Origin of the sequence: Lysobacter antibioticus, assembly GCF_000731095.1 — a bacterium.
Taxonomy (GTDB): Bacteria; Pseudomonadota; Gammaproteobacteria; order Xanthomonadales; family Xanthomonadaceae; genus Lysobacter; species Lysobacter antibioticus_B.
Genome location: NZ_JMTZ01000012.1, coordinates 73552 through 88377 on the forward strand (window position 1 = coordinate 73552; position 14826 = coordinate 88377).

The 14826-nt window shown below is 66.0% G+C and carries 15 protein-coding genes and 1 tRNA gene; 1 reads left to right on the forward strand and 15 read right to left on the reverse strand.

From position 1 onward, the window contains the following. Positions 1–8: 8 nt before the first annotated feature. From nuoL to tpiA, 15 genes are all read right to left on the reverse strand, one after another. Positions 9–2135, reverse strand: a complete 2127-nt coding sequence (nuoL, locus tag EX88_RS0104815; RefSeq protein WP_031370870.1) for an NADH-quinone oxidoreductase subunit L — start codon at positions 2133–2135, stop codon at positions 9–11. 6 nt (positions 2136–2141) lie between these two features. Next, positions 2142–2468 carry an NADH-quinone oxidoreductase subunit NuoK gene (gene nuoK, locus EX88_RS0104820; RefSeq protein ID WP_031370871.1) on the reverse strand — a complete coding sequence of 109 codons (327 nt, stop codon included), beginning with the start codon at positions 2466–2468 and terminating at the stop codon, positions 2142–2144. Continuing rightward, on the reverse strand, positions 2465–3103 hold the full coding sequence (locus EX88_RS0104825; protein WP_031370872.1) for an NADH-quinone oxidoreductase subunit J: 639 nt from the start codon (positions 3101–3103) through the stop codon (positions 2465–2467). Before EX88_RS0104825 ends, nuoK begins: the two co-directional genes overlap by 4 nt. 11 nt (positions 3104–3114) lie before the next feature. Then, positions 3115–3603, reverse strand: a complete 489-nt coding sequence (gene nuoI, locus EX88_RS0104830; protein WP_031370873.1) for an NADH-quinone oxidoreductase subunit NuoI — start codon at positions 3601–3603, stop codon at positions 3115–3117. Between the two features lie 13 nt (positions 3604–3616). Then, positions 3617–4693: an NADH-quinone oxidoreductase subunit NuoH gene (gene nuoH, locus EX88_RS0104835; protein WP_031370874.1), complete on the reverse strand. Its 1077-nt coding sequence runs from the start codon at positions 4691–4693 to the stop codon at positions 3617–3619. Positions 4694–4698: 5 nt separating this feature from the next. Next, entirely contained in the window at positions 4699–6930 is a 2232-nt protein-coding gene (gene nuoG, locus EX88_RS0104840) for an NADH-quinone oxidoreductase subunit NuoG (protein ID WP_031370875.1), read from the reverse strand. Between the two features lie 103 nt (positions 6931–7033). Further along, positions 7034–8398: an NADH-quinone oxidoreductase subunit NuoF gene (gene nuoF / locus EX88_RS0104845; RefSeq protein ID WP_031370876.1), complete on the reverse strand. Its 1365-nt coding sequence runs from the start codon at positions 8396–8398 to the stop codon at positions 7034–7036. Positions 8399–8409: 11 nt separating this feature from the next. Beyond that, the gene (nuoE, locus tag EX88_RS0104850) at positions 8410–8937 is read right to left on the reverse strand and encodes an NADH-quinone oxidoreductase subunit NuoE (protein ID WP_031370877.1); all 528 of its coding nucleotides are present in this window, start codon (positions 8935–8937) and stop codon (positions 8410–8412) included. 151 nt (positions 8938–9088) lie between these two features. Continuing rightward, positions 9089–10378 carry an NADH-quinone oxidoreductase subunit D gene (locus EX88_RS0104855; protein ID WP_031370878.1) on the reverse strand — a complete coding sequence of 430 codons (1290 nt, stop codon included), beginning with the start codon at positions 10376–10378 and terminating at the stop codon, positions 9089–9091. Positions 10379–10398: 20 nt separating this feature from the next. After that, complete coding sequence (locus EX88_RS0104860; protein WP_031370879.1) at positions 10399–11118, reverse strand: NADH-quinone oxidoreductase subunit C; 720 nt, start codon at positions 11116–11118, stop codon at positions 10399–10401. Beyond that, positions 11115–11702 carry a NuoB/complex I 20 kDa subunit family protein gene (locus EX88_RS0104865; protein ID WP_031370880.1) on the reverse strand — a complete coding sequence of 196 codons (588 nt, stop codon included), beginning with the start codon at positions 11700–11702 and terminating at the stop codon, positions 11115–11117. The genes EX88_RS0104860 and EX88_RS0104865 overlap by 4 nt, the downstream gene beginning before the upstream one ends. Then, positions 11693–12049, reverse strand: coding sequence for an NADH-quinone oxidoreductase subunit A (locus EX88_RS0104870; RefSeq protein WP_031370881.1), 357 nt, complete (start codon positions 12047–12049; stop codon positions 11693–11695). The genes EX88_RS0104865 and EX88_RS0104870 overlap by 10 nt, the downstream gene beginning before the upstream one ends. A gap of 239 nt (positions 12050–12288) precedes the next feature. After that, a tRNA-Leu gene (locus tag EX88_RS0104875) sits at positions 12289–12373 on the reverse strand. A 122-nt stretch (positions 12374–12495) separates the two neighbouring features. Next, positions 12496–12990 carry a preprotein translocase subunit SecG gene (gene secG, locus EX88_RS0104880; protein WP_031370882.1) on the reverse strand — a complete coding sequence of 165 codons (495 nt, stop codon included), beginning with the start codon at positions 12988–12990 and terminating at the stop codon, positions 12496–12498. A gap of 73 nt (positions 12991–13063) precedes the next feature. Then, a complete protein-coding gene (gene tpiA / locus EX88_RS0104885; RefSeq protein WP_031370883.1) occupies positions 13064–13816 on the reverse strand; it encodes a triose-phosphate isomerase in 753 nt (250 codons plus the stop codon). 179 nt (positions 13817–13995) lie between these two features. Here tpiA and EX88_RS0104890 point away from each other — a divergent pair, with 179 nt between their 5' ends. Continuing rightward, entirely contained in the window at positions 13996–14532 is a 537-nt protein-coding gene (locus EX88_RS0104890; RefSeq protein ID WP_031370884.1) for a DNA-deoxyinosine glycosylase, read from the forward strand. Positions 14533–14826: the final 294 nt, after the last annotated feature.

Here is a 14826-nt window from a genome sequence, read left to right on the forward strand (position 1 = left end):
TTGTCGGATTAGTGCCAGAACCGGATGACGACGGCGAGCAATGCAATCAGGCCGAGGATCATCGCGAAGGCGTAGTGGTAGAGATAACCGGATTGGACGCGGCGGGTCAGGTTGGCGACGAAGCCGACCAGGCTCGCACCGCCGTTGACGACGGCGCCGTCGATCAGCTTGCTGTCGACCGCGCGCGAGGCCTTGCCGATGCCCACGCCGCCGGCGGCGAAGCCGTCGATCCACAGATTGTCCATGCCGTACTTGTTCTCCAGGATGCGCACCGGCAGCGCGAACAGCTTGCGCGCCTTGGCCGGCAGCTCCGGCTTCCACCAGTACATGACCGTGGCCAGGGCGAAGCCTGAGAACGCGAGCCAGAACGCCGGCGCCTGGAAGCCGTGCAGCGCGAACGCCACCGGACCGTGCCAGGCCTCCTCGCCGACCATCGCGATGGTGTCGCGGGCGGCGTCCAGGTCGATCGCACCGAGGAAGAACGGCAGCTGCTTGACCTTGTAGTCCAGCCAATCGGTGCCGAACAGCATCGGGCCGGCGGTGAAGAAGCCGATCAGCACCGACGGGATCGCCAGCAGGATCAGCGGCACAGTGACCACCCACGGCGATTCGTGCGGCTCGTGCGGGCCATGATGACCGTGGTCGTCGTGCGCCTCGTCGTGCTTGCCGTGGCCATGATCGTCATGGGCGTGCGCCGCATGGTCGTCGTGACCGTGCCCGGCATGCGCGTCGCGGAAACGCTCCTTGCCGTGGAAGGTCATGTACAGCAGGCGGAAGCTGTAGAAGGCGGTCACGAAGGCACCGAGCAGCACCGCCCAATAGGCGTACTGGGCGACCCAATTGGCGTGCTCGCCGTGCGCGGCGTGGTGCGCCGCCTCGATGATGGTGTCCTTCGAGTAGAAACCGGCGAAGAACGGCGTGCCGACCAGGGCCAGCGTGCCGAGCAGACTGGTCCAGTAGGTGATCGGCATGTACTTGCGCAGGCCGCCCATCTTGCGCATGTCCTGCTCGTGGTGCATGCCGATGATGACCGAGCCCGCGGCGAGGAACAGCAGCGCCTTGAAGAACGCGTGGGTCATCAGGTGGTAGACCGCCGCCGAGTACGCCGACACGCCGAGCGCGACGGTCATGTAGCCCAGCTGCGACAGGGTCGAGTACGCGACCACGCGCTTGATGTCGTTCTGGACGATGCCGATCAGGCCGGTCCAGAACGCGGTGGTGGCGCCGATGAAGAGGACGAAGTTCAGCGCCGTCTGCGACAGCTCGAACAGCGGCGACATGCGCGCGACCATGAAGATGCCGGCGGTGACCATCGTCGCGGCATGGATCAGCGCCGAGATCGGGGTCGGGCCTTCCATCGAGTCGGGCAGCCAGACGTGCAGCGGCACTTGCGCCGACTTGCCCATCGCGCCGATGAACAGACAGATGCAGATCACCGTCGGCAGCGACCAGACGATCGGGTGCTCGCCGCCCCACACCTGGATGGTGCGGTCGGCCAGGGTCGGCGCGTTGGCGAACACGGTGCCGTAGTCGAGCGAGCCCAGCGCCCACATCACCGCGCAGATGCCGAGCAGGAAGCCGAAATCGCCGACGCGGTTGACCAGGAACGCCTTCATGTTGGCGAACACCGCGGTCGGCTTCTTGAACCAGAAACCGATCAACAGGTAGGAGACCAGGCCCACCGCTTCCCAGCCGAAGAACAGCTGCAGGAAGTTGTTGCTCATGACCAGCATGAGCATCGAGAAGGTGAACAGCGAGATATAGCTGAAGAAGCGCTGGTAACCCGGGTCGTCGGCCATGTAGCCGATGGTGTAGACGTGGACCAGCAGCGAGACGAAGGTGACGACCACCATCATCATCGCGGTCAGCTTGTCGATCATGAAGCCGACGTGGGCCTCATAACCGCCGACCTGGAACCAGGTGTAGACGTTCTCGTTGAACGGCGAGGCGCCCAGCCCGGCCAACTGCCAGAGCACGTACACCGACATCACGCAGCTCGCGGCGACGCCGAGGATGGTGATCGTGTGCGAGCCGGCGCGGCCGACCTTGCGTCCGAACAGGCCGGCGATGATCGAGCCGAGCAACGGCGCGAGCACGATCGCCAGCAGGATGGACTTGGAGATTGCGGGTTCCATGCCGGATCAGCCTTTCATCGTGTCGATTTCAGCGACGTTGATCGTGCGCCGGTTGCGGAACAGCGTGACCAGGATCGCCAGGCCGATGGCGGCCTCGGCGGCGGCGACGGTCAGGATGAAGAACACGAACACCTGACCGGCCGGATCGGCCAGCTGACGCGAGAACGCGACGAAGTTGATGTTGACCGCGAGCAGCATCAGCTCGATCGACATCAGCAACACGATCACGTTCTTGCGGTTGAGGAAGATGCCGGCGACGCTGATGCAGAACAGCACCGCGCCGAGGGCGAGGTAATGGCCCAGCGCGAGGCCCGACCCAAAGAATTCGCTCACGGCTTGGCCTCCTGCGCGGCGGGTTCGGCGGGCGCCGGCACCACCGGTTTGACCGCATCCATCTTGATGAGGCGGACGCGGTCGCTGGCGCGGACGCGGGCCTGGGCGCTCGGGTTCTGGTGCTTGGCGCCCGGGCGGCGGCGCAGGGTCAGCATGACCGCGGCGATCACCGCCACCGTCAGGATCACCGCGGCGATCTCGAACGGCAGCAGGAAGTCGGTGAACAGCGCATGCGCCAGCCACTTGGTGTTGGAGGCGCCGGCGGCGTCCGCGGTCAGCGGCGTGGCCAGGTTGGCCTTGACCCCGATCAGGGTCAGCATCTCGACCAGCATCACCACCGCGACCAGCAGGCCGAACGGCAGATAGCGCACGTAGCCTTCGCGCAGCGGCGCCACGTCGATATCGAGCATCATCACCACGAACAGGAACAGCACCATCACCGCGCCGACGTAGACCAGGATCAGGGCCACGCCGAGGAATTCGGCGCCGGCGATGATCCACACGCAGGCCACCGAGAAGAAGGTCAGCACCAGGCTGAGCGCGGCGTGGACCGGGTTTTTCAGGCTGATCACGGCCACCGCCGACAGCGTGGCCGCGGCGGCGAAGACGAAGAAAGCGATCTGGGCGAGATCCATATCGTGTGTACTCAGCGGAAGGCGGCGTCGGCAGCGCGGCGTTCGGCGATCTCGGTTTCGAGACGGTCGCCGATGGCCAGCAGCTGCTGCTTGTTGACGATGTTCTGTCCGCGTTGGTCGAAGTGATACTCGTGGATGTGGGTTTCCACGATCGAGTCGACCGGGCAGGACTCTTCGCAGAAGCCGCAGAAGATGCACTTGAACAGATCGATGTCGTAGCGCGTGGTGCGGCGGGTGCCGTCGGCGCGCTTTTCCGAGTCGATCGTGATCGCCAGCGCCGGGCACACCGCCTCGCACAGCTTGCAGGCGATGCAGCGCTCTTCGCCGTTGGGATAACGGCGCAGCGCGTGCACGCCGCGGAAGCGCGGCGATTGCGGGGTCTTCTCCATCGGGTACATCAGCGTGTACTTGGGCTTGAACAGATACTTGAGCGTCAGCCCAAGGCCCTGCGCGAGCTCGATCAGGAGCAGGCTCTTGAAATAGGAAACGATGCGGTTCATTAGGATGCCTGTCTCACTGTCCCGGCTGGAAGACGCCGTAGTACGCCATCACCGCGACCACGCAGATCCAGGCGATGGTCAAGGGGATGAAGACCTTCCAGCCCAGACGCATGATCTGGTCGTAGCGATAGCGCGGGAACGAAGCGCGGAACCAGATGAAGCAGCTGGCGAAGAAGAACACCTTGACCAGCAGCCACCACCAGCCGTCGACCGACAGCAGCGGAATGCCCAGGCCCTGGAACGGGCTGAGCCAGCCGCCGAGGAAGAACAGCGAGGTCAGGAAGCTGATCAGGATCATGTTGGCGTATTCGGCCAGGAAGAACAGCGCGAACGCCGACCCCGAATACTCCACCATGTGACCGGCGACGATTTCCGACTCGCCCTCGACCACGTCGAACGGCGCGCGGTTGGTCTCGGCCACGCCGGAGATGAAATAGACCACGAACAGCGGCAACATCGGCAGCGCGAACCATTCCAGCGCGCCGGCATTGCCGGACTGCGCCATCACGATGTCGGTGAGGTTGAGGCTGCCGGCGCCGACCATCACGCCGACCATGGCGAAGCCCATGGCGATTTCGTACGAGACCACCTGGGCCGCGGCGCGCATCGCGCCGAGAAAGGCGTACTTCGAGTTCGACGCCCAGCCGGCCAGGATGATGCCGTACACGCCGAGCGAGGTCATCGCCAGCAGATACAACAGACCGGCATTGGCGTTGGACAGCACCAGCTTGGTGTCGAACGGCACCACCGCCCAGGCCGCGAACGCCGGCGCCAGGGTCAGCAGCGGCGCGAGCTTGTACAGGAAGGACTCGGCCTTGGTCGGCTGGATCACTTCCTTGAACAGCAGCTTGAACACGTCGGCGAAGGCCTGGAGGATGCCCATGCCGACGTACATCGGACCGCGGCGCACGTGCATCCAGCCGATCAGCTTGCGTTCCCAGACCACGTAGAAGGCGACGGTGATGATCACCGGCATCGCGATCAGCAGGATCTTGAGCACGATCCAGGCGACCGTGCCGGCCATGCCGAACGACTCGAGCCATGCATGGAAGGGATCGACCACTTGGGCGATTGCGGTGGCAGTGTTCATCGCACTCATGCCCTCACCACGTTGACGCGGGCGGCGCCGAGCGGCGCGGTGGCGCCATGCCCGCTTTCGATCCAGACCGTACCCGGCGCGACCTTGTCGCTGATCGCGACCGGCAGCGTGGCGGTGCCGGCGCCGGCGCTGAACTTGCCCACCGCGCCAGCGGTGAAACCGAGCGCGGCGGCATCGCTGGAATGCAGCACCGCACGCGGCTCGAGATTGAGCGGGTGCGATTGCAGTGCGGGCGCGCGGCGCACGGTGGCGTCGCTGCGGTAGATCGCGGTCGAGACCGCGACCTCCATGCCCTCGCCCGCCGCCGTCGGCGCACGGCCGGCGGCCGGCTTGACGTCGCGGCCTTGCAGACCGGCGCGCAGGCCGTCGAGATCGGTGAACTCGAAGCCCTTGGCCGCCAGTTCGCCACCGAGCGCGCGCAGCACGCGCCAGCCCGGACGCGCTTCGCCCGGCAGCTTGCCGCCGGAGACCGCACGTTGCTCGATGCCGTCGAGATTGGTCAAAGTGGCGTCGACTTCAGGCAGCAGACCGATCGGCAGGATCACGTCGGCGACGGCCTGGGTCGAACGGCAGGCGTAATGGCTGAAGGCCACGACCTGGGCCGCGCCGAGCGCGCGCAGCGCACTGGCGGTGTCGGCGAAATCCAGACCCGGCTCGATGCCGTAGAGAATGTAAGCGCCGCGCGCTTCGTCGAGCATGCCGCGCGCATCGCGGGCGCTCGGCAGCACGCCCTGGCGAGCCAGGCCGACCGCGTTCGCGCCCTGCGGAATACGGCACAGACGCGCACCGGTGGCGTCGGCGAAAGCCTTCGCGGCGGCACGGATGGCGGCGGCGTAGGGGCCGTTCTCGGCCAGCGCGCCGACGATGATCGCCGCATGCGTGGCGTTCTTGGCGATTTCGCGCAGCGCCTCGTCGCCGAGCGCGGCAGCGAGCTGCGACGGCGCGACGATGCGCTTGCCGGCGACGTCGAAGGTGAAATCGAAGTCGACCGGATTGACCACGTGCACCTTGGCGCCGCGGTTGAAGGCCTTGCGCACGCGCTGATGCACCAGCGGCAATTCGTGGCGCAGGTTGCTGCCGACGATCACGACCAGGTCGGCCTTGTCGATCTCGGCGACCGGCATGGCGAAGGTTTCGGCCACGGCGGCGTCGGACAGGTCGTGCTGGGAGATGCGGTGATCGAGATTGCCGGTGCCCAGGGCCTCGGCCAGACGAGCCAGCAGCGCGCCCTCTTCGTTCGAGGTCGCCGGGTGCGCGAGCACACCGAGGTTATCGCCGCCGTTGTCGCGCAGGATCTTAGCGGCGCGGGCCATGGCCTCGTCCCACGAGGCCTCGCGCCACTCGCCGCCGTCCTTGACCATGGGGCGCTGAGCGCGGTCTTCCGCGTACAGGCCCTGGTGCGAATAACGGTCGCGGTCCGACAGCCAGCACTCGTTGACCGCTTCGTTGTCGCGCGGCACGGTGCGCAGCACGTCGCCGCGGCGCACGTGCAGGAACAGGTTGCTGCCGAGCGCGTCGTGATAGCCCAGCGACTCGCGTGCGGTCAGCTCCCACGGGCGCGCCTTGAACTGGAACACCTTGTTGGTCAGCGCGCCGACCGGGCACACGTCGATGACGTTGCCCGACAGCTCGGTGGTCAAAGGCTTGCCGTCGAAAGTGCCGATCTGCAGGTTCTCGCCGCGGTACATGCCGCCGAGCTCGTAGGTACCGGCGATCTCGGCGGTGAAGCGGACGCAGCGCGTGCACTGGATGCAGCGCGTCATCTCGGTGGCGACCAGCGGGCCGATGTCCTCGTCGGGCACCACGCGCTTGCGCTCGGAGAAACGGCTGACCGAACGGCCGTAGCCCATCGACAGGTCTTGCAGTTCGCACTCGCCGCCCTGATCGCAGATCGGGCAGTCGAGCGGATGATTGACGAGCAGGAACTCCATCACGTTGCGCTGCGACTTCAGCGCCTTTTCGCTGCGCGTGACGACCTTCATGCCGTCCATGACCGGCGTGGCGCAGGCCGGCGCCGGCTTGGGCATCTTCTCGACTTCGACCAGGCACATGCGGCAGTTCGCCGCGATCGCCAGCTTGTCGTGGTAGCAGAAACGCGGGATCGCGATGCCGGCCTTGTCGGCGGCCTGGATGATCATCGAACCCTTCGGCGCGGCCATCTCGACACCGTCGATGAAGACGGTGACGTGGTCCGGCGGCAGATTGGGATTTACCGGTTGAGCGCTCACAGCGAGCTCCCCATCAAAGCGAGGAACGAGCCCCTTGAATCAAGGGGCGCATTGTTCGGACGCATTGCGTTCGAACAATGGGGGTTGTGGTAGTGCGCCGCGCTCATGCCGCCATCTCCACGTTGCCGGCGGCCTGATCGTCGACCAGGAAACGCTTGTTGACGATCGCGTACTCGAACTCGCTCCAGAAGTGGTGCAGGAAGCCCTGCACCGGCCACGCGGCGGCTTCGCCGAACGCGCAGATGGTGTGGCCTTCGATCTGGCCCGCGGCGGCGCGCAGCATCTGCAGATCGTCCAGGGTCGCCTGCTTCTCGACGATGCGGGTCAGCATGCGGTACATCCAGCCGGTGCCTTCGCGGCACGGCGTGCACTGGCCGCAGCTTTCCTTGAAATAGAACCGGGCGATGCGCTGGCAGGCGCGGACCATGCAGGCGGTCTCGTCCATCACGATCACCGCGCCCGAGCCGAGGCCGGAACCGGCCTTCTGCAGCGAGTCGTAGTCCATCGTGCAGGCCATCATCGCCTCGGCCGGCAGCACCTTCATCGAGGAACCGCCGGGGATCACGGCCTTGAGCTTGCGGCCGCCGCGCACGCCGCCGGCAAGTTCGAGCAGGTCGGCGAACGAAGTGCCCAGGCGGATCTCGTAATTGCCCGGCTTGTTGACGTGGCCGGACACCGAGAAGATCTTCGGGCCGCCGTTGTTCGGCTTGCCGAGGTTGAGGAACCACTCGGCGCCGTTGCGCAGGATCGCCGGCACCGAAGCGTAGGTCTCGGTGTTGTTGATCGTGGTCGGCTTGCCGTACAGGCCGAAATTGGCCGGGAACGGCGGCTTGTAGCGCGGCTGGCCCTTCTTGCCTTCCAGCGATTCCATCAGCGCGGTTTCTTCGCCGCAGATGTAGGCGCCGGCGCCGAGCGCACCATAGATGTCGATGTCCACACCGCTGCCGAGCACGTTCTTGCCCAGCCAGCCGTGTTCGTAGGCTTCCTTCAGCGCCTGCTCGAAATGCTCGAACGGCTCGTGATGGAATTCGCCGCGCAGGTAGTTGTAGGCGACGGTCGAACCGGTCGCGTAGCAGGCGATCGCCATGCCCTCGACCACCGCATGCGGGTTGAAGCGCAGGATGTCGCGGTCCTTGGCGGTGCCCGGCTCGGATTCGTCCGAGTTGCACAGGATGTACTTCTGGGTGCCGCTGCCCTTGGGCATGAAGCTCCACTTCAGGCCGGTCGGAAAGCCCGCGCCGCCGCGGCCGCGCAGGCCCGACGCCTTGACCATGTCGACGATCTGCGCCGGGTCGGTCTTCTCGCTGAGGATCTTGCGCAACGCGCTGTAACCGCCGGTCTTGAGATAGTTCTCGTACGACCAGGGGGTTTCGTAATGCAGCGTCGTGTAGACGACCTGGTGCTCCTGCGGAGCCGGGCCGACCGGACCGTAGCCCTTGGAATAATCGTGGTGATCGTGATGCGCCATCGGGGCCGACCTCACTTCAAACCGTCGAGCAGCGCGTCGACCTGGGTCGCATCGAGCTTCTCGTGGTAATGACCATTGACGACGACCACCGGCGCGCCGCAGCAAGCGGCCAGGCACTCTTCCTCGCGCTTGAGGAAGATGCGGCCGTCGGCGGTGGATTCGCCGAGCTTGCAGCCGAGCTTCTTCTCGGCGTGCCGGACCAGATCCTCGGCGCCGTTGAGCCAGCAGCTGATGTTGGTGCAGAAGGCGACGTTGTTGCGACCGACTTTCTCGGTCTCGAACATCGAGTAGAAGCTCGCGACCTCGTAGGCCCACACCGGCGGCAGGCTCAGGTACTTGGCCACCGCGGCGATCAGCTCGTCGGTCAACCAACCGCCGTTCTGCTCCTGCGCCGCATGCAGACCCTGCAGCACGGCCGAGCGCTTACGGTCCGGCGGAAACTTGCTCAGCCAGTGATCGATGTGCGCGCGCGTCTTGTCCGATAGCGCGAGCATCGGATCGACGTGCTGGGTGGCTTCGAAATTGCCTGTCGCTTTCATAAGGGTAAAGCCGGGAATCGGGAATGGGGAATCGAGAGTCGGGAAAAGCGGAACAGCGAGAAAGCGGAGCGGGCGAATCGCAGAAGCTCGGCGCAAAACCGCACGGCCTCAGCTTTGTCGATTCCCCATTCGCGATTCCCGATTCCCGCCTTCACCGATCGATCTCGCCGAACACGATGTCGTAGGTGCCGATCATCGCCACCACGTCGGCGAGCATGTGGCCCTTGACGACCTCGTCCATCGACGACAGATGGGCGAAGCCCGGCGCGCGCAGCTTGACCCGGAACGGCTTGTTGGCGCCGTCGGAGACCAGGTAGCAGCCGAACTCGCCCTTGGGCGCCTCGACCGCGGCATAGGTCTCGCCGGCCGGCACGCAATAGCCTTCGGAGAACAGCTTGAAGTGATGGATCAGGGCTTCCATGTCGTCCTTCATCTCCTCGCGCTTGGGCGGGGCGACCTTGAAGTTGTCGACGATCACGGGGCCGGGATTGGCGCGCAGCCACTTCACGCACTGCTTGATGATGCGGGTGGATTCGCGCATTTCCGCGACGCGCACCAGGTAACGGTCGTAGCAGTCGCCGTTGACGCCGACCGGAATGTCGAAATCGACCTCGGCGTACTTGGCATAGGGCTGCTTCTTGCGCAGGTCCCAGGCGATGCCGGAGCCGCGGATCATCGGACCGGTCATGCCCCAGGCCAGGGCCTGCTCCGGCGAGATCACGCCCACGCCGACGGTACGCTGTTTCCAGATGCGGTTATCGGTCAGCAGCGTCTCGTACTCGTCGACGCGCTTGGGGAAATCGTCGGTGAACGCATCCAGGTAGTCGAGCATCGAGCCTTCGCGCCATTCGTTGAAGCGCTTGAGGCTGCTGCCCTTCTTCCACGGCGATTCCTTGTACTTCGGCATCCGCTCGGGCAGATCGCGATAGACGCCGCCGGGACGGTAGTACGCGGCATGCATGCGCGCGCCGCTGACCGCCTCGTAGCAGTCCATGAGCTCTTCGCGCTCGCGGAAGGCGTACAGGAACACCGCCATCGCGCCCAGGTCGAGCGCGTTGGAACCGACCCACATCAGGTGGTTCAGGATGCGGGTGATTTCATCGAACATGGTGCGGATGTACTGCGCACGCTCGGGCGCCTCGATCCCCATCAGGGTTTCGATCGCGCGCACGTAAGCGTGCTCGTTGCACATCATCGACACGTAGTCCAGGCGATCCATGTAGCCGATCGACTGGTTGAACGGCTTGGACTCGGCCAGCTTCTCGGTGCCGCGGTGCAGCAGGCCGATATGCGGGTCGGCGCGCTGCACGACTTCGCCGTCCATTTCCAGGATCAGGCGCAGCACGCCGTGCGCGGCCGGATGCTGGGGGCCGAAGTTGAGCGTGTAGTTGCGGATCTCGGCGTTGTTGAGGCCCGAGGTGCCGCTGTTGACGAACGGCATCGTGGTGGCGGGGTTGGACATCACTTCACCTCGACGCGCTGGGCGGCTTCGCCGACGGCGGTCTGGTAGCGCGCGTCGTCGCGGATCACGCGCGGCACGCCGACGCGCGGTTCGATCGAGACCGGCTCGTAAACCACGCGCTTCTTCTCGGCGTCGTAACGCACTTCGACGTTGCCGATCAGCGGGAAATCCTTGCGGAACGGATGGCCGACGAAACCGTAGTCGGTCAGGATGCGGCGCAGGTCCGGATGGCCTTCGAAGATGATGCCGTACAGGTCGAAGGCTTCTCGTTCGAACCAATTAGTGCCGGGCCAAATGGCGCTCAGAGAAGCGACCACAGGTAGGTCGTCGTTCGCAGCGAAGGTCTTCAGCCGCAGACGCAGATTGTGCTGGCACGACAGCAGATGGGCGACCGCGGCGAAGCGGCGCTCCGGCGTCGAGGCGTCGCCGTTGGGCGACTCGCCCCAACGGAAACGGCCGGCGCTCTTGCCTTCGACGCCGCGCGAGAAGCCTTCCGAGGACACGTCGGTGTCCCACTCGTCGCCGCCGTAGCTGAGGTAGTCGACGCCGCTGACGTCGACGCATTGCTCGAAACCGAACTCGTCGCGCAAGGCGCGCGCCGCGGCCAGCCAGGCGGCCGGGGAGACTTCGAGGGTCAGCTCGCCGCGCGGTTCGGCCACGACGACCAGAGCGTCGGCGAAACGTTCGCGCAGACGCTCGGCAAGGTTCGCAGTGCTCATTCGCGGACGCCCTGCTTGTGATCGCCGAAGTTGGTGCCGCGGCGGATCTTGCGCTGCAACTGCAGGATGCCGTAGACCAGCGCTTCGGCGGTCGGCGGGCAGCCGGGCACGTAGACGTCGACCGGCACCACGCGGTCGCAGCCGCGCACGACCGCATAGGAATAGTGGTAGTAGCCGCCGCCGTTGGCGCAGCTGCCCATCGAGATCACCCACTTCGGGTCGGGCATCTGGTCGTAGACCTTGCGCAACGCCGGGGCCATCTTGTTGACCAGGGTGCCGGCGACGATCATCACGTCGGACTGGCGCGGCGACGGGCGGAACACCACGCCGTAGCGGTCCAGGTCCAGGCGCGAGGCGCCGGCGTGCATCATCTCGACCGCACAGCAGGCCAGACCGAAGGTCATCGGCCACATCGAGCCGGTGCGCGCCCAGTTCCAGAGCGTGTCCAGATTGGTCGTGACGAAACCCTGCTGCAGCAGCGGATTTTCGCCTTCCGGGCGCAGGATGTCGTCGAGGCGGCCTTCCGGGATCGGGTTGTGCATCAAGCCCGAAACCTTGTCGCCAACGGTTTGGATCACTCCCATTCGAGCGCTCCCTTCTTCCAGACGTAAACGAAGCCGAGCAGGAGCATGCTGGCGAAAATGCCCATCTCGATCAGGCCGATCGGTCCGAGGTCTCGGAACACCGTGGCCCAAGGCACGATGAAGATGATTTCCAGATCGAAGATGATGAACTGGATGGCGATCAGGTAGTAGCGCACGTCGAACTGCATACGCGCGTCTTCGAAGGCTTCGAAGCCGCATTCGTACGGAGACAGTTTCTCCGCAGTCGGACGCTTGGGTCCGAGCGTATTGCCTACTACCAACAGGGCGACGCCAATGACGCTGGCGACGATCAGGAACAACAGAGTCGGCAGGTATTCGGCCAGCACGCGGTGTTCTCTCGGCTACTTGTTCGGCTACATGGGCGCGTTTCCGCGACCTTGGCTTGGCGCCCGGGCGCCCAGTCGTTGGGACGGCGGGTCGCGGCCCGCCGTGCGTGCCGCAGCTTGGCGCCCGGGCGCCCAGTCGTTGGGACGGCGGGTCGCGGCCCGCCGTGCGTGCCGCACCTGCGTACCGTGGTGCGAGTTGCGAATTGCTTGGAGCTAGGAGTGTGAAGCTAGGAATGGAATGGTGCCCAAAGGGGGACTCGAACCCCCACGACCTAAGTCGCTACCACCTCAAGGTAGTGCGTCTACCAATTCCGCCATCTGGGCACTGTATCCAACCAAGCCATCCTGGCTTCGACTTCACAAGGGTCTTGCGAAGTCGCTCGGTCATCGCTGACCTGCCCCGCCATCCGAGCGGGGCGCTGGAACTCTATTTTAACCTGTTTATCTCAGCCGCCAGTAGTCGGCTGCTTTGCCGGGGCTGCCTGCTCGGCCGGAACCTGCGCCGGAGCAGCGGCCGGGGCCGCCGGAACCTGGGTCGCGGGGGCCGGAGCCGTCGCCGGAGCGGACTGGCTTGCCGGAGCCTGTGGCACGCTGGTGGCCGGAGCCGCCGGGGTGCTGGTGGCCGGAGCAGCGGTCGCCGACGGGGCCGGAGCCGTCGCCTGCGGGACGTTGCCCATGAGGCCGACGCTGGGCTTGTCCGGGGTGACTGCGGTGCGACTCGCCTGCCAGGCCATGAAGAGGCTGATCACGAAAAACGCGATCGCCAGCCACTTGGTGGCCTTGGACAGGAAGTTCGACGAACCGCGGGCACCGAACACGGTCGCCGAGGCACCGCCGCCGAAGCCCGAGCCCGCCTGCGCACCCGCGCCGCGCTGCATCAGGATCAGCGCGATCATGGCGATCGCGATCAACACATAGATGACGTTGAGGAACAACAGCATCGTTAAGGATTCTTCGATTCGGACTGCTTGTTACGACCGTGCCGGGCCCGCGAGGTTCATCGGGCCCGCTCGATCAGGGTGCCGCCGCGAGTGCGATGGCGTTGAAGTCCGCTGCGACCAGGGAGGCGCCGCCGACCAGGCCGCCATCGACGTCCGGCTGGGAAAACAGCGCGGCGGCGTTGTCGGCTTTCACGCTTCCGCCGTAAAGGATCGGAAGCGAGCCAGCGATTGTAGCATCGTGTGAAGCGATTTCGCTACGAATGAATGCGTGGACTTGCTGGGCCTGCTCGGGCGTCGCGGTCTTGCCGGTGCCGATGGCCCAGACCGGTTCGTAGGCGAGGATCGCGCCTTCCAGCGCGGCCACGCCGAGCAGCTCGAAGATCGGGGCCAATTGCTCCTGCAGGCGCCACTGGGTCTGGCCGTCTTCGCGTTCGGCCAGGGTCTCGCCGATGCACAGGACCGGCACCAGCCCGGCGGCCTTGGCGGCGGCGAACTTGCGCGCGACCAGCTCGCTGCTTTCTGCGTGGTACTGGCGGCGCTCGGAGTGGCCGACCAGGCCGTAGCCGGCGCCGACGTCCTTGAGCATCGCGGCGGAGACTTCGCCGGTGTAGGCGCCCTTCTCGTTGCTGCTCACGTCCTGGGCGCCGAAGCTCAGGCCGCGCTCGCCGTAGTGCTCGATCAGCTCGCCCAGGTACGGCAGCGGCGGTAGGATCAGGCGTTCGACACCGGACGGCGGCGTTTGCGCTGCGACTTCGTCGAGCAAGGCGAAAGCGAACTCGCGGCTGCCGTGCAGCTTCCAGTTTCCGGCGACGATTCTGCGGCGCATGGCGACTCCCTTGATGCTGAGGCGCGCAGTTTACATTCAACGACCAGGACTGAGTGGAGAGCAGTGAGGAGTGAGCCAAAGCGCCCCCCGCACTCGTTTCCGGCGCGCCCGCCCTTACTTAGCCAGGCGCCACCCCACTCACTCCTCACTTTTCTTTACTCACTTTCCTTCCGCCCCGCATGAGCCCCACGCCCTCGCCCACCCTGCACAGCTTCGCCCCGATCGAGGCGCCGGACGCCAAGGTGCTGGTGCTCGGCAGCATGCCCGGCGTCGCCTCGCTGACCGCCGGGCGCTACTACGCCCATCCGCAGAACCGCTTCTGGCCGATCATGGGCGCGGCGGTCGGCGCCGGCCCCGAACTGGCGTACGAACAGCGGCTGCAGCGCCTGCGCGCCGCAGGCATCGCGCTATGGGATGTATTTGCCGAATGCGAACGCGAGGGCAGCCTGGACTCGGCGATCCGCGACGAAACCGCAGTCGCCAACGATTTCCCCGGCTTCCTGGCCCGTCATCGGCAGGTGCGCACGCTGCTGTTCAACGGCGCCAAGGCCGAGCACGCGTTTCGCCGCTTCGTCCTCAAGCCGCTGGCACGCCCGGACCTGATCCTGCGTCGGCTGCCCTCGACCAGCCCGGCCAACGCCTCGCAGCGCAATGAGACGAAGTGGACGGCCTGGCGCGAGGCCCTGCGCGAAGCCGGCGTCTGCGTAGCCGACTGATTCCCGGGCTCGTTCCTGGACTGATTGCCGGGCTGAACGCCTGGCCGATCGGCGCCCTCGCCGGCCGATCCGGCCGCGAAACCCGCCTCGCCGCCATCGGTGACCGCTCGGCCGCGCCCTCCGGATGGCGGTACGGGTGATTCACGTCTGCAACATCCGCGGCCCCGGCCCGAACCGGGCCCGCACCACTGAAACCCGCGCCGCCACGGGCTTTCAGCCTGACGAAAGCGGCCCCGTCCCTGCCCGCCGGAGACCCGGCCGGCGACTTTTTTCCTTCCGTCCCTGTCCTGCGCT